This is a genomic window from Yoonia vestfoldensis, assembly GCF_002158905.1.
GTDB lineage: Bacteria > Pseudomonadota > Alphaproteobacteria > Rhodobacterales > Rhodobacteraceae > Yoonia > Yoonia vestfoldensis_B.
Genome location: NZ_CP021431.1, coordinates 1,593,042 through 1,612,546 on the forward strand (window position 1 = coordinate 1,593,042; position 19,505 = coordinate 1,612,546).

A 19,505-nucleotide genomic window follows, 5' to 3' on the forward strand; every position below is an offset into this window, starting at 1 on the left:
GGCTAAACACCAAATGGATCGATAACATGAGCTTCGTCCACATCCGGGTTTGACAGAACTGCAGCATCGATATCGACAGCGATCACACGCTTGATCCGTCCACGTAGAGTTTGCAACTTTCGTCGGAATGGCGATGCGTCCATTAACACGGCGCGACCACGTCCCGCCCCAAGGTTGAGTAACGTTGTATTTGGCTGCATGAGAGCGTCTAACCGAGTATAGAAAGCAACGGTACAGTCACAATGCGCGAAATAGCCGGCTCCGAATTCGGGGTACATGTGGTTTTCGATGTGCAGTATTGCAGGAACGTCATTTTTTTCTCGGCTCATGGCATAGTCCATCTGGGTGCAGCGCCATATGCGCAAGGAAACAGCGTTAAAAGCGGAGGCGCAAAAGCGTCTCGGCATCTTCCACGGACATCTTCTCAAACACGTTCAGCTTGCCGCCAACGGTCGCGTCGTAGACCTTGCGCCCATCCGCTTCGAATGCATGGCGGGCAAGGGTATAGTCAATCTCAGACTGATCCAGGTCCGGCGTGCCCCAATAGGTACCAGATTTGAAATAGTTGGGATCAAAGTGGTTGGTGTCGGGCCCTTCGCGCTTCTGATAGGTAGCTTCGGGCCCGGTAAACTTGAAACTATGGTCTACGCCGAAAATGATAACCGGGTCCGCGCCCATCCAATAGGCCATCTGCAGTGCGATATAGGTGACTGTCGCGGAACTGCCAAACCCCGCAACGGCATCTTTAGAAAATGCATTCGTCAATGTTGTGTTGAAGAAGTTCACCTTTCGCCGGGTGTCACGCCGCAGATACCACCGCGCCTTCCAACCGACGAATATCGGGATGCTACTTGCAGCGAATATGTCCTGATGCTGAATCGCCACAAGATTGTTAACACAAACAACTAAATCGGGCCGCCAATTGGTCCGTGGGTAGATAAGGTCGATTTTATTCATGCCGATAGAAGGGACCCCTGCAAAACACTCAAGTGGCGTTTGGTTCAGGCTAGGGCCATTTCCGACGACCAGCATAGGCTTGCCCTTGTGTCGGTCACGCAACGCGTCAAGTGGTTCTTGACGGCCCGTCATCTTGAACGTGACACTATCAAACGCGTAGCGCGCGGGCTGGGTCATTCGAACAACAGATCGGCTGAGTGGGATCATCTACACATGTCCTTTGAGTTTACAAGATGTGATGAACAAACTTGATAAAGTAGCCTGACGTTGATCGAATTACCCTCTGGCAAACTCGGGGCGTTTCATGACCTGTGCCTCGGCAAGCTATTTTAATTCATCAATCATGCCCAGCATCGGTGAACAAGTTACCAGAACAGATTTCATGATTTCAGCACCGTTTCTGCGTTACGCAGTTGGACGATCGCCTCGGCAAAAGACCAGTCTTCCAACGTGTCTATATCAGTGACTTCCAGTTTGTCCATCAAATGCATGGCCGGTTTCTTGCCGATCCGCGCCTTGGTGCATGCAAAACTTTCACGAGAGAAAATATAGAGGTTCGAATTTTCCTCAAACCACGGCTCCAGATCCTGTGTTTGGATCAGATTATCGGGATCATGGTTCACAGCGCTAGCATCGGCACGATAGAAACGGCTTTGTATCTTGTTAACAGTAAACAGAGAGTCACATGTTCCCGCATTCAGTCCATTATAGTAGGCATTGATCGCTTCCTGAATTGTAGGGGCAGACAGCATCGGGTTGGTTGCGTGTGTCATCAGGTAAGTGTCTGCCTCGATCGCGGCAACATCATCTGCCAGAATCAAATTCATTGACACCGAGTCGCCACAAAGTTCGGGCGCGCGGTCTCGGATGCGGATACGTGGGCTGTCGGTTAGGCCATGTTCAGCGAGTATATCGCGAGCATCTGTATTGATGATGACCTCTGCAATTTCGTCAATTTCGAGCAGAGTGTCGAGTATCCATCTAAAAAGGGGTTTGCCATAAAGCGGCCGAAAGTTTTTTCCGGGCACGCGTTGGCTGTTAGCTTTTATTGGGAGAAGTGCGACGCACCGGCCTGAGGGATTCATCCTGTTCTGCCTTATCTTGTAAATGTGGATAGAAAAATTTTTCCTTCGCTTTACGCGAAAGACAACGATGTTCAGTATTGCCCTTGAACGAACCGAGGTACTGGTTCCAACGATAGCGCAGCATATTTATCTTGGAGGTGGAGGTCACGCCATTCAGTCGCGCCGCGCGCCAGTCGCAATATGTGCTTACAATGACGCAGCGTATGACATCCAGCCAAGACAAATGCACTTCCGGCATAATTATTCGAAGTGCTAGGGCCTCACGCTCAAACCGGTGCCGGATCTGCGTCCAGCTTTCATTGTGGTGATGGAATACGACCGCATCAGCGACATATCCCACTTGCATCCCTTGCGCGACAAGCCGTTTTGCAAGTTCCATGTCTTCCAGCCCGGTCAGTTCCTCGTCGAACGGGAATTTTTGCCATGTACTGCGCAACAGAGCTGAGTTTGCATTGTTGCAAAAAAAACCCTCTTGCGGAATGGCTGATCGGTCTGGAAAATACTTAGAGAAAATAAGGCGTTCACTGAAATTGCTCTCGTCGTCACCAATTTGACGACCATAGCTATAAGACACCGAACTATCTAAAAGGGGTCTGCAAAGGTTTTGCAGCCAATAAGAATTCGCTGGAACACAATGTCCAGATATGAACACCAATATCTCTCCATTTGCATATTTGCACCCAAGGTTGAGAGATCTTCCGAATGAGAAATCCTCTTTTTGTATCGTTGTGACACGCACTCCATGAGACCGTGCGATATCTAAAGTATTGTCGGTAGAACCTGAGTCAATCACTACAGTTTCAAGTTCGAAACCTTGGCAGTTCTGTTGTTCAATCATGACCAGCAGGTCATCTAAGTGCCGGCCCTCATTCAGAGATCTGATTACAATGCTAACGAGCATAAACTTCAGTTTTGTTTTTATATTTCATTAACATTTGAAAGCTACGCCAAACGCGTTAGTTGGTATGTATCTTCTTCGATATGTACACTAATTATTAGGCTATTGAGTGCAGCATGGATGATTTGGCTGATGACACCTACACATATGTTTGAATAACCCAATTTTTTGTAAATTTGAGAAAATTTGAGGGTACTCAATCCTTCAAAAATTTTCTTATAATAAAGTATCATGTATCATATTTTTATATCAATTAATTTGAAACATGATTTCTTTTGAAAAGAAAATCCCCCTGGATTGTTCTCCCTTGGTAAAGAACGGAGCGATCACAGGTTACAGATACAAGTTTCCACCCACGTATCGATAGCCATGCAATTATTTCATCGGCCAAGGCCTGCCCTGAGTATAACTCAATGAACGATGCCTCACAGTAGATCCAATCAAAACTGTCCAGTAAACGCTCACTACCCTTCAAGACCTCGCCTTCGAAACCCTGGACATCAATCTTCAGAAGTGCTGGCGACACGATATCTTCCTCGCATAGTACATCCTGAAGTGGTAGCACACAAACAGCCTTCTGAGAAACCACATGAGAACCGGGAAAGATCCGTGACTGAGCATCAGGGGCTAGCAAAGATGAGCTGTCAGATTTAGCTGTCACGTTAATTAACTGATTAGTTGCTTGACTTCCAATCGCGTGACGATAAAGCTGAACGCCTGATTCATGTCCTAATACATCTAGATAAGTGTCGGCAGCCTTATTTAGCGGCTCGAATGCGTGGATATGTGCGTTTGGATGAACGATTTTGCACAGTAGAGAAAATTGCCCAACATTTGCCCCAACATCGACGAGACATTTTATGTTGTTTAAACCTTGCAGTATTTCAAAATGTTCGAAGCTCGGTGCAACACCATGCTTGAGTGCCATCCGCGAAAGTGGATAGCGCAAGGAACGCAACGCCTTCCGAATTTGACGGAGCCTGCGACTAAATTTAGTCATGGTTCATGACCGCTCGTCGCCATTAACAACGTCAATTAACGATACGCGTGCATAAATATCTTCATGCCGCTCAATGTCGTCTTCACCTAAGTAGGCACCAGTCTGGACCTCAATGAGCACCATCTGCACCTTTCCTGGGTTTTCCAGGCGGTGTTTTGCCCCGAGGGGAATATAGACAGACTGGTTCTCGGTCAGGAGCTGCACCTCGCCTCCAATGGTCACTTTTGCGGTGCCCTTTACAACAATCCAGTGTTCAGAACGGTGCAAGTGACTTTGCAAGCTCAAAGCAGCGCCTGCCTTGACGTGGATGCGCTTGACTTGGAAGCGGTCACCGATCGCGAGGCTCTCAAACCATCCCCAAGGTCGGTGGTCGGTTGGGAAACTGACCGCCTGCGTAACTTCGCGGCTCTTCAATGCAGCGACGGCCTCCTTTACCCGCTGTGCCGACGCCTTGGGCGCGACAAGAACGGCATCTGACGTTGCCACGACAATCAAATCGCTCAGGTCAATGCCGACGACCTCCACACGGGGGCTGTCCGACCGAAGCAGTGACCCATCGCAATCAATCGCCGTGGCATTTGAGGATATGACGTTGCCAGCCCCATCGGGCCTGCCCTGCTGCAACACGGCATCCCAGCTGCCCAAGTCCGACCAGCCCGAGGCGTATGGCATGGCCACAATATTGTCGGCGGGTTCCATGATGGCATAGTCAATGGAGATGTCCGTGGCCTTTGACCACGCCTCTTCGCACAGCCGCGTAAAGCCAAGGTCGACGCGAGCGCTCGAGACAGCATCACCGACCTGGGTGATCAGGTCGGTGCAGTGCTGTCGTGCAGCAGCAATAATCGTCTCCGTCGTGAACAAGAACACCCCGGAATTCCAAAGCACGTTGCTAGAAGCCAGTAGTTGGGCCGCACGTTTCGCGTCTGGCTTCTCAATGAACCGGGCGATTTTTTGTGGCTCACCCGGCGCAGCCTTCGCGGACAAATCAAGCTCAATATAGCCATATGCCGTCTCGGGGCGGTCGGGCGTGATGCCAAAGGTGACAATGTCGCCTGCCAAGGCCATTGGGATTGCGGCCTGAACTGCTGAACGAAATGCATCTGCGTCGACAAAGACATGGTCAGTGGGCGCCACCAACATGAGGGCACCGGGCTCAAGCCCCTCTAAGTACAGGGCCGCAGACAGGATTGCGGGGGCCGTGTTGCGGGCGTCGGGCTCAATGAGGATGGCGCGTGGGGCAATTTGGCAGCCCGCAAGTTGCTCCGTGACGATAAAGCGAAAGTCGTCGCCCGTTACCACGACAGGTGGCGCAAAGCCTAGCCCTGTAAGGCGCTTTGCTGCCTGCTGGAAGAGGCTTTCATCACCAATTATTTTGGTGAACTGCTTTGGAAAGCTCTTGCGCGAGACGGGCCAGAGCCGTGTCCCGGATCCACCGCACAGCAGGATTGGGTGAATATCAGGCACTAACCGCATTCCATGATCCCAAACTCATCATTATTTTCTCGCGCTCTCGGCATTCTCAAGATACCAGCGATAGGTTTGCGCGATGCCATCACGAAGGCTGATGCCCGCGCTCCAGCCGATACGCGACAGCCTGCTTACGTCCATGAGCTTGCGTATCGTTCCATCGGGCCTGCTTGGGTCTGTCAATATTTGCCCGTGATACCCTGTAATCTCGGCCACCAAGTGGGCGAGTTCGAGGATCGATATATCTTCGCCCGTGCCGACATTGATTTGGCTCAGCATAGGCGCGGTATTGGCAGCGTAGATCTCTTGCGGTAGGTCGAGGACAAAGAGGCTGGCCGCGGCCATGTCATCCACGTGCAAAAACTCGCGCCTTGCTATGCCGCTGCCCCAGATCGTCACGCTGTCCTGCCCCGACTGAGCGGCCTCGTGCATGCGCCGGATCATGGCTGGCAGGACATGGCTATGCGAGGGATGGAAGTTGTCACCTGGCCCGAAGAGGTTCGTCGGCATGACTGAGCGGTAATCGGTTCCATACTGCCGGTTGTAGCTTTCGCAGAGCTTGATCCCCGCAATCTTGGCAACGGCATAAGGCTCGTTCGTGGGCTCGAGCCGACCGGTCAAGAGCGCATCTTCAGACATGGGCTGGCTTGCCTCGCGTGGATAGATACAAGACGATCCCAGAAAGAGCAGGCGCTTCACCCCAGCCGCAAAGGCTTGGTGAATGACATTGGCTTCGATCATCAGGTTTTCATAGATGAAGTCGGCAGGGTAAGCATTGTTGGCGGCGATCCCGCCAACCTTGGCGGCGGCCATGATCACAACATCGGGGCGCTCGGTGTGCATGAAGTCACGCACCGCCGCTTGTTCGGTCAGGTCCAAGGCGGCTCGGTCGCGGAACAGGATATCCAGCGGCTCTTCGCCATCGCTCTGGGTTGTGAGTCGCCGCAAGATCGCGCCGCCCACCATGCCGTTGTGACCCGCTAAAAATATTCTTAACCTCTTACGCATTGTCTGCTCACATTAGATCGTTGGCGTGAGGATATTTGCTATTCTTCCTGTACCAATTTATTGTTTCAATAAGACCGAGATCTAGCGAAACGGATGGGTTGTACCCAAGCATACGCATTTTGCTGATATCTGGACACCGACGCGATGTTGCGCCTACTGCGGAATCACTTGCAATTATATCTAAATCAATCTCTAAAATTCTTCCTATTGCTTCAGCAAGCTTTTTGATGGAAATTTCATCCTCTGCTCCAATGTGGTATATTTCACGATTACCGCCGAGCTCATACATTTTGATTATACCATCAACAACGTCACTAACATATGCAAACGCGCGTGTTTCGTTTCCACTGCCTTGAATGAGAAATTTTTTGCGACCATCGCTATAACCTTGTCGATCAAGCGCTCGGAGGATAAATTGAGGTATTACATGCTTCCAGCCCATATCTGGCCCATAGACGTTGTGCGGGCGAAAGACTTGAACCTTTCTGAAGTGGTCTCGACCGTAATTAAATGCAATAAGCTCTGAAATTATTTTTGAACCGCCATAAGAATATCGTGGATTTAAGCTGTCAGGTAAAGTAAGAGCAATAGTCTCTGGTGTGGGAATAATTAAAGGTTCTTGATATACTTCAGCAGTAGATGCCACTACTAAATCGGGAACGCCGGCGCGCTGGCACGCGCTCACAACTGATAAAATCCCTCTAACGCCAACATCCAAAACTAGATCAGGATGCCTGTAAAAATTTTCTGTTCCGTTAATCGCAGCAAGGTGCATCACGACCTCGCAACCATGTATCGCTGCAGTGACCCTATCTTCATCTCTAATATCACAGTCTATTAATTGCACTTCATTATAAACGTCAATTAGCCGCCGTCCGTCTCCACGCGCCATGTTATCAATTACAATTACTGACCATCCAATCTCCACGAGCCTTCGCACCAGATAAGACCCAATAAATCCGCCACCTCCCGTTATTGCAACTGTTTTAAGCATTCTCATTCCTCCACAAGCTGCCAAGAGCTAGATACCTATTACTAAATGCTCTATCAATTGAATTCGAATGATGGTTCCAATAGTCATAGATAATTCCATTGGGCTGCATTAATTGAAAGATCGCATTTGGAGGTATAGATCTGAATTTTGGGTGGTTGTTTGCAATAACAACAAGCGAACTACCCCTAACCGCATCCCAGATGTTATCGCATACGAGATCATTGGAAAAATAGTCCCTAAGCGTTATTACGTCAATTATAGGATCAAAGATCATAAAGTTTGCCCTCGGAAAAAGTGATCGCAACTCTTCTAATATTTTTGTTGACATAGATCCACGGAGGTCGTCAGTTTCTGGAACACCCTTAAAGGCCATTCCCAAGATTGCTATTTTCAACTGCCCTTCGATACCGCGATTCATTAATTCTTTCTTAATTGTTTTTGCTGTTTCACTTGGCAGCCGCTCATTCACCAACCGCGATGCGCGCGTAATTTCCAGATCAATATCTTTCGTTTCCGCACTTTCAAGGAGTATATGAGGATCCTTTTCCAGACATGGGCCACCAACAGGCCCAGGGAGCGGAACATTTGTCCGTGAATAACCTAGCTTTCCCGCCGAAATGATTTCAAATGCATTTAGATTAAATGCATCACACAGGCGCGCTACCTCATTAGAGAAAGCAAACTGAACGTCTCTATAGGTGTTATCAATTAATTTTATGGCTTCTGCAGCCTCAGGTCCTTGTACTTGGATGACTGAGGACGTCAGTTTGTGGAATATCTTGGCGGCACTCAATCGCGTGCATTCGCTGTCGGCGCCCACAATTTGTGGCAGCTCATGCAGTTCTTTCATTGCGTTGCCTTCTAATGTTCGCTCAGGGCACATTGCAATTTCAAATTTTTTCCCAGATTCGTTTAAGATTGGTGAGACTACATTGCGTGTTGTTCCAATTTTAACAGTAGACCGGAGTATAATCAGTGCTTCATCAGGCATCGCATCAGCAACTTGCCTTGTTGCCGCCTCAATCATATCCAAACGGGCAATTCCATTCTGATTGAGGGGTGTGCCGACAGTAATGATGTAAGTGCCGCAGGGCTTATGATCTTTAAGGTCCTGTACCGCGAAAAAATTTTGCGAATTTATAACTTGTGAGAGCAGAGCGCTAAGGCCCGTTTCGGCAAAGTGTGGCGTTCCATCGTTTGTTAAATTAACAATTGCTTGATTTTTCTCAATGCCGATAACTTGGTAACCGACCTTAGCGAGTGCAACTGCTAGAGTTAAACCAACATAACCAAGTCCGATTACACATACTTTTTCAGAGCGATGCATTTTAATTAATTCCGTTACTTCAGACATAGGCTTTAGCTTGAGGTTGGATCTTTCAACTCCAAAAGTTGTGCTTCGAATTCCTTGAGGATCACTGATGGGTTCCATCGCGTTCTCACAAGCTTGCCACCTCTTTGACCCATCGCGAGCCTGCGCACGGGGTCGTCGACCAGCTCACAAATGGCCAGTGCCAATGCCGATGCATCTCCGGGCGCTGTGATGACGCCAGCATCGCCGATCTCGTCCGCCAAGGCCGTTCCCGGATTTGCCGTGGCGACAACCGGCCGGCCTGATGCCAACATGTTCTTCAGCTTAGACGGTAAGACCAGGTCGGCCGCGCCCGCGATTTGTGGTAGCAAATGAAGGTCGGCAGCGCGCAAGAGAGCACCCAAGCGTTCCTTGGGCTGAAGTGGTGCAAACCTCACGTTGGGTAGATCTTTGCAGGCCTGATGCAGCGAGCTGCGCATCGGACCATCGCCGCAGATGAGCATTGTAATATCACCGCGGTGGGACAATCGCCTCGCTACTTCTGAGAGTATTTCAAGGCCCTGCTTATTCGCGAGATTGCCAGAGTAGAGCACGACATGAGGTGTTGTGATACCGAGCGTCGCCCGCATTTTGGCATCAACGGGTCCCGGCGAGATCAAATCGAGGTCCGCCCAGTTGCGCAATTCACGAACGCGGTCTTGCGCGACACCTTTTTGTGGTAGTTTGGCGAGCATTGGCGCTGAAATCGTGCTGACCCGGTTAAACCGTTTCAAGACAAACTGTTCAAATGCGAGCGCCAAGCGGCCAAGGCGTCCGCCAGGTTTAAGGAGCCCGGTTGCAAGTGCGGCCTCGACTTCAAAGTCTTGGATATGAAGCCACGTCTTGGCCCCACTCACGCGCGCGGCGATCAAGCCGGTAAGCGCCGAAAGGAGCGAGGGAGCCACCACGATGACAACATCGGGCCGCGCTCTCGATAGGGCGGATGCGAGTGCTGGGGCAAGTGACGTCAGCGCAAAGCTGGCGTGGTGGAGAATGCGGCGCAGGCCAGTTGGGCGGCCCGGTACGTAGAGCGGGCAGTGAATGACGCTCAGGCTAGGATGGGCTTGATCTAATGCCGATCTGACATATCGCAGCCGAGGCCATCCCTTCCGGAAGCACCACTCTGGATAGTATGGATGAGCGGAAACCACGCTTACGTTGTGGCCCCGCCTTGCTAAAAATTGGGCCATTCCTGTCGTGTAGACACCTGTGGAAATAATCTCCGGCGCGAAGTTGATGCCGATGATGAGAATATTCAGGCCATCAGGCTCGCATGTCTGTGCGGCAGCGTTCAAGAGCTCCTCACCGCCCCGTCATCTTAAACGGCACAAGGGCCGTCCGGAGCAGCAGCGTCCGATCCACGGCCGCAGCGCATTCTGCGGCGTAGTCTGCATCATAATTCGCGCGCGCGACAAAGCGCTTGTCTCGCTCACGGTCGAGCTGCCATGGCCCGGTCACGCCCGGCCGCAGGTGATAGTATACAGCAGAGCGCGGGCATGCGTCATACATGTCTTTCTGGGATGGAATGAATGGCCGCGGGCCCACAAACGACATATCGCCCCGCAGAATGTTCACAATCTGCGGCAACTCGTCGAGCTTTGTGCGGCGCAGGATGTGGCCGAGTTTCGTGACGCGGGGGTCGGGGTCGAGGCGCTGGTTTAGCTCCCACTCAAGCGCGATGGCGGGGTCGGATGCGCAGAGTTCCTCGAGGTATACCTCGGCGTCGACGCGCATGCTCCGGAACTTGTACATCCGGAATACTTTGCCGTCCTTGCCGACGCGGTCTTGCATAAATATAACCTGCCCCCTGTGGGCCATGCCCAGAGCAATCAGCGCCATCACCGGCAGGAGGATCGGCAGCAAGACCAGAGCTAGCGCCACATCCATCACCCGCTTGCCGTATCGCGTGTAGAACGTATCACGGATTGTCACGATCGCGCACGGCTCCGCCAGCTCTATGACGTCCTGCCGCTTGGGTCCACCGTCCACGCCTCAGGCTCCCACGCCCGATTGCGACAAGCTCTCAGCCATCAGCGCCCGAAACTCACCCCCGAACTCCGGATGGCTTGACGCGGCCGCAACAATCGCGCCCAAATATCCCAAATGCGTGCCGCAGTCGTGGCGCGTACCGTCAAGCGGCAGGGCACCCACGCGCCCGCCGCGTGCCAAGATGTCAATCGCATCGGCAAGTTGGATTTCACCGCCGTGGCCCGGGCCGAGTGCAGCGAGGATGTCAAAAATCTCGGGGTGGAACACGTAGCGCCCGATGGATGCCAGCGTTGACGGCGCCTGACCGGGATCAGGCTTTTCAACAAGGCCCGCAATGCTCTCATCATCCGCACCCCGAATGGCAATGCCGTATTTGTGCACCTCAGTCGGCGGCACGTCTTGCAGCAAAACCTGCGATCGGCCGCTGGCGGCGTAGGCCAAACTGAGCGCCGCTGTGGGGTTGGCCGCTCGCGGGTCGGGCATGATGAAGTCATCCGCCAGCAGCACCGCAAATGGCTCGTCCCCGAGGGCTGGACGCGCGCAGAGCACCGCGTGGCCGAGACCCAGCGGGATGCGTTGGCGGATATAGACGGCGTGGACGTGGGCCGGCAGCGTGTCGCGCACGGCGGCGGCCAGATCAAACTTGCCCGCCTTTTCCAGTGCGCGCTCCAATTCGGGTGCCGCGTCGAAATGATCCGCAATCGCGCGCTTGGTGCGCCCCGTCACGAAGACGAACTTTGTGATACCCGCAGCCAGCGCCTCTTCGACAGCGTACTGGATGATTGGGCGATCTATGATCGGCAGCAGTTCCTTTGGCATGGCCTTGGTCGCGGGTAAAAACCGCGTGCCAAGTCCAGCCACCGGAAACACGGCCGTGGTCACTTTAAGCGCATTGCTCAATTGAGATCGCTTTCGAGAATTTCGAGAAGAATGGCGTGCACCAGAATTGCGTGGCCGGCCCCGTCGGGGTCGGGATCAATGCCCAGAAAATCGCCATTGCCGTGCGCCAGCGGCGGCACCGCATATTCAAAGCTGTGTGTGGTCGGGGCGGGTGTCAGGATAAAAGACTGCCATCCGGAATTGCCGAGATCATTTGTGGAATAGGCCAGTGCCGCGCGCGCGCCCTCGGGGCCCGACAGCGTAACGGATACGCGCACGGTCTGTGCCGCGGCGTCGGCCTCAAAATCCTCATCGAGCCGAATAAAGGCGCCGCCCGTTGTCCCCGTCGAGTAGAGCCCGGGCACGTGGCCGGAGATGCGCACAGCGCCGCCCTCATCCGTAATCTCGTGGCCGTGGTACGACCGAAATGCCATCGGGCGCGCGCCTGCGCCGTAAGTCACCGCCCCGACGGCCAGCGTTTCGACCGCTATTTCATCCGGGCCAACCACCGCGGTGTCAGTAACATCCGCGACTTCATCCGCAGCGGGGGCGGCCGCGATCTGCGGCACGTCCGGCACATTCACGGGCTCCGCCATCACCGCCTCGAGGATTTCCTGCACGGTCGTGTCAGGCTCTGCGATCACCTGATCCCCGAAGAATGCAGCAAGGCTCGCGTCAGCGCCCTGCAGTGCCGCGTCATCCAGATCGCCGCCCAGCGTCAGCGAAAAGCTGTCCAAGGGCTCCACCGCGTCGATGGTAGGCCGCGCGACCAAACGCAGCGGCTCACTGGGGCGCGCGGCAATTGCGTCACCGCCAGCACTTTCAGTGGCTTCGCCCAAGATCCGCGCGCCCTCAGGCAGCGCAATGACGACACCCGCCCTCAGCAGATCACAATTCTCGAGCGTGCCGTGATTGATGCGGCACAAATCATCCCAACTGACAGGCACACCCGCGATCTGGCGGGCGATTGAGGCAAGGGTGTCGCCCTGCCGGACGACGTATGTTTCCTGCGCAGCAGCGCCACTGGCCATGAGTGCAAAACCAGTGGCTGTAATGAAAAACGAGCGTGTGGCAGTCTTTACCGTGTCAAATTCCCGATAAATCACAACACTGCCCCGCCTGAGCCCCGTCCTTTGAAATCAATCACCCGACAGAGCGGAAAATCCCCGGCACGCCCGCCCGGCCCCTGGATGGTGGCGCCGCACAACGGCTACCGCACGGCGCCTCGCTTGAGGCTACCCTGGGTCACGCATTGCCGGAGACCAAACGGCCGTCCCTACCTCTTCATGCGTTAACCAATAAGTGTCAAGTTGAAACCAACTATGCTGCGGCAATGCAGCACAGCTGGACCTGCCCCGCGCAACGGCTGTCTTGCGCAACCCGTGTGGAACTTTCTCGCAACGCACTGACGGAGGTTGCAGCGAGAGCCCGTATTTGTTGTCATTTTGACAGAAGCAGAGACGTTTTTGTGAGTGTTTTGATCAGCCGCCGTCGCAAGCATGGCGCAGTTGGCTGTTGCGCCTGTGATGACACCCCCCCTCGCCTTGCCGCATCAGGGCGCTGTCGCTTGCCTGAACGGGACCGCAGGCGCCATCGCCAGACTGCGGCACTCTGCACCTGATTGGTTTCGTTTTAAAACTTGCGGATTGCACAAAGTGTTTCAATCAGATAGTATCAAAACAATACTTTTTTGATTCACATTCAAGCGCATCCCGGAGGCCTTATGATCAAGCAACTCACTATGGCGACAGCCCTCGTCACAATCCTTGCAAGCGCAGGCTTTGCCCAGACGGCGGTCGAGTCGGCACAGTTCGAGGCCGCCATTGCATCCGCCGAGGCCGCATGTGCCAGCGGCGGCAGCAATTGCGCTGCCCTGATGGAAGTGGCCATCACCGCAATTGCCGCAGCGCCCGTCCCCGCCGCAACGCGGATCCAGCTCGTTGCCAGCGCCGCTGCACGTGTCACACAATCGCTGCCCGCCAGTATGGCGTCAAATGTCGTAGCAGAGATCACAGCCGCCGCTGGACGGCAGGCAACTGACGCCGCCAACAGCATCGTTGCAAGCGCGCCGCCAGCCGAGCGCACAGCCGCCCTCGCCGCTGTACCTGCCGCGGTCGCACAGGTCTCGACAGCCGCGACAAACAAGGCGGCAGAGCGGCCCGAGGTTGCAGCGCAAATCGCCTCTGGCGTGATCGAGCAGATCGCACGTGCACCGATGACTTCGGCAGCGCGGATTGAAGCCGTGTCGCGTGCCGCAGCGCAGGTAACTGATGGTCTGCCGACAACCGCCTCATCCGCGATTGTCGCGGCGTCAGTCTCGGTCGTGCTTGAGGCGGCCGCCACAACAACGCGCACGATTGCGGCCGCCGCGCCAGCGAATGAAGCCGCCGCAGTGCAGGCGGCCGTGACAGCCGGGAGCACTGCCATAGCATCTGCGGCCGCGGGCCAAGCCGCGCGGCGTCCCGATATCGCTGGCACCATTGCGAGCGTGGTCGAGGCGACACGGACCGCACCTGGCACCACCACAAATGTGCCAGAAATCGTATCTGTGCAGGTCCCTGAAGCAAGCCCGACCTGACCTGTGAAGCGTCGCGCAGCCCTGCGCTTCAGCGCGGCTCGTGATAGCACAAATACGCAAAGGGTCCGTTACGCACGGGCCCTTTTTGCATGCGATTGTGTCGGTCGTCTGTGAAACAACGCGCCAGTGCAGTGGGTCGCGCATGGCTCAATCACTGCGCCGCCAGGATGTGACGGGGCAGTGAGCATACCATGAGGTATCGCTGACCTACTGCGCATTATCTGGCTGCATCATGCAAAAGCAGCGCGTGACCCCGTCTTGCGTGGCCTTATCTGACACAAGACATCAGAGCGGCAAACGCGCATCATCCCAGCTATTTTCAGCAAAGCTCGCGTGAAGGGGGACGTTAACGCAGCGCGTTCGCTGTCAAACGATCAAAAATCCGAAATGACCCCATCAAAAAGACCAAAACAAGAAATAAACCGCTGATATCCCCGATGACATAGGCCGAAAAGATCATCGGGCTCGGTGCCGAGAATTGCAGCAAAGAAAGCCCTGCAGCATTGCCAATCGATCCAAGGACACCTGCAACCATGATTTGCTGCCAGGAGAACCGCGCCGATGACACCCATAGTCTTTCAAAGAAATGCCGCGCCATTGCAACACCAATAAAGCAGCTAAGCAACGATATCGCCGTTCCTGCAATGTGATATCCGTTTAGTCCAGAACCAAACACCATGAGCATCCACATCAAAAACGCCCCTGGCAAAAGGTAGATGAGCCCCATCCAGCCACAAAAGTAGAAAGTCAGGATCCGCACACCATGTGGCAAGAATACCAAGCTGACCACCGCTGGCAGCTCTGGAAACACTGCTTTCTGCACAGGTGATATCAATAGATTCATCACAATGAATGACCCTATGTAAGCTGTGGTGACAACGACCATTGCTTGCATAGAAAACCGCATTAGAAATCCCCATTACTCATGTGGAAAATTTGTGAAATGACTTTTTATCACCGTTTTATTTAATATCACCACAATATCAGATAGAAGGCATCAAAAATCTATATGAGTCTTTCAGTCTTTTTTTATGCGCAGTCTGCGCCCTTACGTCCGGCTGCTGTATCCGGAATAATAGCCGCCATAATAATAGGCTTTCTTGCCTCTTCTCTCCATTGAAAGAACGGGCAGGACATGGACGCCCTGATGCATGTCGCCACGAATGCGTTCTGCCGCACGCCTGACATCGCGCTGATTGGTTGCGGCATAGCGCACCATCATCACAACCAAATCGGCATAGGGTGTGAGGTAAAGCGTGTCGACCACGGGTAGAACGGGCGCCGTATCGATGACAATCGCATCGAATTCTTTTCTCAGCTTATAAAGAAACTGCACGGTGCGGGTCGAGGAAACCAGCGTATCTGTCGGCAAGTCAGACCGCCCGCCTCCGACCAGAATATCAAGACCTGTCTCCGGCTCGTGGAAATGACATCGCGCCAGATCGGCATCTGTCGCGCGCCCCGATAGCGCATCAAGAAGCGCAGTCGACGCAGGCGCGCCAATCCGGTGCGCGATGGACGGCTTGCGCAGGTCAAAATCCACCAGAAGGGTTTTTGTGCCGGACAGGGCCAGCGTGCGCGCAAAGGCGATCGCGGCTGTTGTCTTGCCTTCTTCCGGCACAGCCGAAGTGAACAAGTAGATGCGTCCACCTTCGCCAGGACGCGTGAGCCGCGCGGCCTGTCTGCGGACCTGTCGCAAGCTTTCCGAAAAACCCGACATCGGCGCCTGCCAGATTTGTGATGTCACATCGCCTTCTTCCGGCGTCGAAATGGCAGGCACCGGCAGCGCCACTGGCGCATTCAAAAGATCGCGCAGCTGATCCTCTGACGTCACACCGCCAATCAGGAATTCGTTGATAAAGGCCAGACCGACGCCCACGCCGAACGCCGCCACGATGGCAAGCGCAAGGATCAGCTGGCTGTTGGGAAAAGACGCCTTGGACGGCATCACAGCGCTTGACGCCATCACCGCATCGGAAATCTGCACATCGGCCAGGGTTTCCAACTGCCGCAGACGCCGCAGCAGGTTTTCATAATCAATCCGTGCCGTCGCACTTTCTTGTTGCAGCCGGTAAAACATCGACAGATCGGCAGATGGCAAGTCAGAGGCCAGAGCCGCCTCGCGCAATTCGGCACGCGCGCGCTCTGCGACCTGTGTCAGGTCCGAGATACCCGCCAGAGACGCGTCTCTGTCGCGCGCCGCCATCTCGCGCAGGCGGTTGTCGACATTTGCCAGTTCGGCCCTCAACGCCTCTGCATCGATCCCGCTTGCACTCGGGTTTGTCTCCAGCTGGCGTTGCAAGGCTTCGCGCTGTGCGGCCAGTTCAAGAACGGCTGCGGACAGCAGGTCGCTTTGATCCGCCTGAATGCCACGTCCTTCAACGATGGCGCGCAGCGCCGCGGATTGCTGCCGCAACCCGTCCAGCTGCCCCTGCGCAAGCGAGAAACGATCCCTGACCCCGATCAGGTCTTCGCGGTCGCTATTCTCGACAAAATCGTTAACCACATTTTCGAGGAACCGGTCCGCCTCGGTCTGCAACCGTTCCAGTTCTGCTTGCGCACTATCGATACGGGGCGCCAGAATATCGCGTGAGGCAAGGATCTGGCGGATTTTGTTTTCAACCTGCCGCGTGGTGTAGATCGAGACAAGAAGGTTGGCCAATTCTGCCGCCCTTTCAGGGTCCTCAGATGTGACCGATACCTCGACAAGATAGGTCAAGCCGCGCCTGCGGACCTGAACGGCATCGCCCACACGCCGCAGGATATCTGTCACGGCAGCGCCGGCCTCTCTTGTTGTGTCGGTCTCGATCCCGAGCCAGGCCATGACCTGCGCGCTGCGCGACACTGTCACACCAAACTCCGGATCGGACACCAGATTTGCCTCTGCGATCAAGGCCAACAGAACATCGCTTGATTTCAGGATCGCGACCTCGCCTTCGACCTGCGCGGAAATGGCCGCGCTATTGTTCTGGGATGAAACATCTTCAGACAGAACACCGCGATTTGGCTCGATCGAGACCAGCGCGGTTGCCGTATATTTGGGCGTGACAGCAAATAGATAGATCACAGCCAGCACGATGATGCTGGCAACAGACATAACAATCACGCGGTACTGACGGCGCAGAACGCCGATGAATGCGCTGATGTCGATTTGATCATCAGCGCGCGGGATGTCTTGATGTGTCATTGTCTGCTCGTCCTATCAGGTTTGTAGACTTCAAAAAATTCGGTGGTGGCGTCGCTTGTGCGGGGTATCACGCGCAGCGCTGTCAGACGGTCCGTGGCATAGGCGCCCGTATCGATGCAGCTGGTCTGACCAATCGTGCGGACCTGATCGGCAGCGAAATGCCCAAAGACCAGACGGCCTGCACATTGGGACAGCGCCGTCACATCGCCGGCCGCACCCCAGGTCAAGTCTGCAGCGGTCTGGGCCTCATCGGTTTTGGTGGGATCGAGCCCGGCATGGGTAAAGCGCCAGTCACCCGATCGCACGGCCCGTGGCGCGCGCCTGAGGGCGTCAAGATGCGGGCGCGGGATGCTGGCGCGTAAATGTTGCAGCACTTTGCTGCGCGGCATCCGCATGATGTCGGATTTGGTCAGGTAAATGCCATAGGAGTTCAGCGTCTCGCCGCCGCCATGATCCAGCCAAGCAAGGTTTGCCTCTGGTCGGTCGACAAAAGCGAGAAACATTTCCTCGTGATTGCCAAGAAGGGTCAAGCGACGCACGCCTTTGGGCGCAGGCGCGGTCAGGTGATCAAGCACATGGGCGCTGTGCGGGCCACGGTCGATCAGATCGCCAAGGTAAAGCAGCACCACGTCGCCATAGCTGCGTTGTGTCCAATCCTGCGCCAGCACGGCCTCCATCGCCGCTAGCAGATCGCGCCGCCCATGCACGTCACCAATGGCGTAAATCGCCTCTGGCGGCGGCACATCATGCCAAAACGATGGCGCTGTCGGCGCGGGGCGACGTTTGAAAAAAGACATAATGCCCTTCATCCCTTGGCCCCACGCGACAAGCCCGATGAATTGGGCGCCAGACCAAGGACGATCACGGCCACGAATAAATAGGCGTTCGCGGGCATCTCGAGTGAGAAGTCGAGCAGCGAATGAAGGCCCACAATCACGACCGCGGCAAGGGCAGCATCCGACAGATGTGACACCGGTGTCACGATCTTTGACAGGCTCCGGCGCAGCAGGGCCAGCGCGACAAGCCCAGCCAAGACAATCGGCAAACTGCCCAGAACAATGCCCAGCTCTGACCACAGGGCAAGATAGGTGTTATGGGCAAGGTGCCAATCACGGTCGGGGCTCACGGGCAGGCGTTGATAGGCACGGAATGCCTCGCCAAAATTGTCGAGCCCGACACCAAGCAACGGATTTGCGCGGATCATATCGAGAATGTTCAGGTAAAGATCGATCCGCACGCTCGCATTGTCCGCAGTGCTGCCAAGGCGTTCTGCGACAGCGCCACCATAAAGCAATGCGACCATGATGAGACTAAGCCCGCCAAGAAGCACCAGAGCGAGCGCCACTACACCGACCAGACCTGTGCGTCCGACAATACGCCGCAGGCGCAAGATCACCACGAGGCTCGCGCCAACAAGTGCTACGAACAGCCCCATGCGGGACGCTGTTGCAAAAATGGCCGCAAGACAAAGCAGCGCCACGGTCGCCAGAACAAGCGATCGCATTCTGCCCTCGAGTGGGCTTGCGCGATGTCCGCTGCGGTGCTGCCGGCCCACGCCCGTGTCGTCCGCAAGCGCGCTGGCCAAGGTCAGGCACATCCCCATCGCAAGGAATGTTGCAAAGGAATTGCGGTTCACAAAAGGACCGGTGGCAACGCCGTCATACGCGGGCCTCGTGAAAAAGAGCCATTCCGTGCGATCAATGGTGATCAACCCGTAAACCGCGTAAAACAGAAACCCGACCACCAAAATCGTCGCATAATCCAGCGCGCGCTGGCCACGCGTCAGCGCCTGCAACAGTGTCCAGCCCAGGGCGGCATAGGATAATTGCCGGATCAGCCCATAGATAGCATCGGTGTCGGACGCCGCCCCGCCAACAAGCAAGACATGCAGACATAGCCCTGTCAAAAACACCAGATAAAGCGGGGCCAATCCCGGCGCACCATGGGTCAGAAAACGGATGTGTCGGTTTGACCGTACCAAGCTATATGTGACGATTGCGGCGGCAAAAAACAGGACGCTTGCAAACATCAGCCACCAATGCGGACGAAATCCCCCAACCGCCATCGGCGCGATCACAACGACCGCCAAACAGATCGCGGCCGCAACCC

18 protein-coding genes are annotated in these 19,505 nt (G+C 54.9%); 1 reads left to right on the top strand and 17 read right to left on the bottom strand.

Going from position 1 to position 19,505, the window contains the following annotated elements:
• Nucleotides 1-2 precede the first annotated feature (2 nt).
• From LOKVESSMR4R_RS20125 to LOKVESSMR4R_RS07885, 13 genes are all read right to left on the bottom strand, one after another.
• Nucleotides 3-329, bottom strand: coding sequence for a hypothetical protein (locus LOKVESSMR4R_RS20125; RefSeq protein WP_157898166.1), 327 nt, complete (start codon nucleotides 327-329; stop codon nucleotides 3-5).
• 46 nt (nucleotides 330-375) lie between these two features.
• Entirely contained in the window at nucleotides 376-1,164 is a 789-nt protein-coding gene (locus LOKVESSMR4R_RS07830; protein ID WP_157898167.1) for a 6-hydroxymethylpterin diphosphokinase MptE-like protein, read from the bottom strand.
• A 173-nt stretch (nucleotides 1,165-1,337) separates the two neighbouring features.
• Nucleotides 1,338-2,042 carry a cytidylyltransferase domain-containing protein gene (locus LOKVESSMR4R_RS07835; RefSeq protein ID WP_087207248.1) on the bottom strand — a complete coding sequence of 235 codons (705 nt, stop codon included), beginning with the start codon at nucleotides 2,040-2,042 and terminating at the stop codon, nucleotides 1,338-1,340.
• Nucleotides 1,996-2,943, bottom strand: coding sequence for a glycosyltransferase (locus LOKVESSMR4R_RS07840; RefSeq protein ID WP_257790139.1), 948 nt, complete (start codon nucleotides 2,941-2,943; stop codon nucleotides 1,996-1,998). Before LOKVESSMR4R_RS07840 ends, LOKVESSMR4R_RS07835 begins: the two co-directional genes overlap by 47 nt.
• 250 nt (nucleotides 2,944-3,193) lie before the next feature.
• Nucleotides 3,194-3,889, bottom strand: coding sequence for an FkbM family methyltransferase (locus LOKVESSMR4R_RS07845; RefSeq protein ID WP_157898168.1), 696 nt, complete (start codon nucleotides 3,887-3,889; stop codon nucleotides 3,194-3,196).
• Between the two features lie 54 nt (nucleotides 3,890-3,943).
• On the bottom strand, nucleotides 3,944-5,407 hold the full coding sequence (locus tag LOKVESSMR4R_RS07850; RefSeq protein ID WP_420645904.1) for a mannose-1-phosphate guanylyltransferase/mannose-6-phosphate isomerase: 1,464 nt from the start codon (nucleotides 5,405-5,407) through the stop codon (nucleotides 3,944-3,946).
• Nucleotides 5,408-5,437: 30 nt separating this feature from the next.
• Complete coding sequence (locus tag LOKVESSMR4R_RS07855) at nucleotides 5,438-6,418, bottom strand: GDP-L-fucose synthase family protein (RefSeq protein WP_087207256.1); 981 nt, start codon at nucleotides 6,416-6,418, stop codon at nucleotides 5,438-5,440.
• 7 nt (nucleotides 6,419-6,425) lie between these two features.
• Complete coding sequence (locus LOKVESSMR4R_RS07860; RefSeq protein ID WP_087207258.1) at nucleotides 6,426-7,412, bottom strand: NAD-dependent epimerase/dehydratase family protein; 987 nt, start codon at nucleotides 7,410-7,412, stop codon at nucleotides 6,426-6,428.
• Nucleotides 7,405-8,844, bottom strand: a complete 1,440-nt coding sequence (locus tag LOKVESSMR4R_RS07865) for a nucleotide sugar dehydrogenase (RefSeq protein WP_204248741.1) — start codon at nucleotides 8,842-8,844, stop codon at nucleotides 7,405-7,407. Before LOKVESSMR4R_RS07865 ends, LOKVESSMR4R_RS07860 begins: the two co-directional genes overlap by 8 nt.
• Nucleotides 8,772-10,058: a WcaI family glycosyltransferase gene (locus LOKVESSMR4R_RS07870; protein ID WP_204248742.1), complete on the bottom strand. Its 1,287-nt coding sequence runs from the start codon at nucleotides 10,056-10,058 to the stop codon at nucleotides 8,772-8,774. Before LOKVESSMR4R_RS07870 ends, LOKVESSMR4R_RS07865 begins: the two co-directional genes overlap by 73 nt.
• 7 nt (nucleotides 10,059-10,065) lie before the next feature.
• Nucleotides 10,066-10,752: a sugar transferase gene (locus LOKVESSMR4R_RS07875; RefSeq protein WP_087207260.1), complete on the bottom strand. Its 687-nt coding sequence runs from the start codon at nucleotides 10,750-10,752 to the stop codon at nucleotides 10,066-10,068.
• 3 nt (nucleotides 10,753-10,755) lie between these two features.
• Nucleotides 10,756-11,652, bottom strand: coding sequence for a UTP--glucose-1-phosphate uridylyltransferase (locus LOKVESSMR4R_RS07880; protein ID WP_204248743.1), 897 nt, complete (start codon nucleotides 11,650-11,652; stop codon nucleotides 10,756-10,758).
• Entirely contained in the window at nucleotides 11,649-12,662 is a 1,014-nt protein-coding gene (locus LOKVESSMR4R_RS07885) for a LysM peptidoglycan-binding domain-containing protein (RefSeq protein WP_087207262.1), read from the bottom strand. Before LOKVESSMR4R_RS07885 ends, LOKVESSMR4R_RS07880 begins: the two co-directional genes overlap by 4 nt.
• 710 nt (nucleotides 12,663-13,372) lie before the next feature.
• Here LOKVESSMR4R_RS07885 and LOKVESSMR4R_RS07890 point away from each other — a divergent pair.
• A complete protein-coding gene (locus tag LOKVESSMR4R_RS07890) occupies nucleotides 13,373-14,209 on the top strand; it encodes a hypothetical protein (RefSeq protein ID WP_157898169.1) in 837 nt (278 codons plus the stop codon).
• Between the two features lie 346 nt (nucleotides 14,210-14,555).
• Here the strand turns inward: LOKVESSMR4R_RS07890 and LOKVESSMR4R_RS20130 are convergent, their stop codons facing one another.
• The 4 genes from LOKVESSMR4R_RS20130 to LOKVESSMR4R_RS07910 form a co-directional block, all read right to left on the bottom strand.
• On the bottom strand, nucleotides 14,556-15,116 hold the full coding sequence (locus tag LOKVESSMR4R_RS20130; protein WP_157898170.1) for a hypothetical protein: 561 nt from the start codon (nucleotides 15,114-15,116) through the stop codon (nucleotides 14,556-14,558).
• Nucleotides 15,117-15,257: 141 nt separating this feature from the next.
• Entirely contained in the window at nucleotides 15,258-17,396 is a 2,139-nt protein-coding gene (locus LOKVESSMR4R_RS07900; protein WP_087207269.1) for a GumC family protein, read from the bottom strand.
• On the bottom strand, nucleotides 17,393-18,193 hold the full coding sequence (locus LOKVESSMR4R_RS07905; RefSeq protein WP_157898171.1) for a metallophosphoesterase: 801 nt from the start codon (nucleotides 18,191-18,193) through the stop codon (nucleotides 17,393-17,395). Before LOKVESSMR4R_RS07905 ends, LOKVESSMR4R_RS07900 begins: the two co-directional genes overlap by 4 nt.
• Before the next feature lie 8 nt (nucleotides 18,194-18,201).
• A complete protein-coding gene (locus tag LOKVESSMR4R_RS07910; RefSeq protein WP_157898172.1) occupies nucleotides 18,202-19,425 on the bottom strand; it encodes an O-antigen ligase family protein in 1,224 nt (407 codons plus the stop codon).
• Between the last annotated feature and the right edge of the window lie 80 nt (nucleotides 19,426-19,505).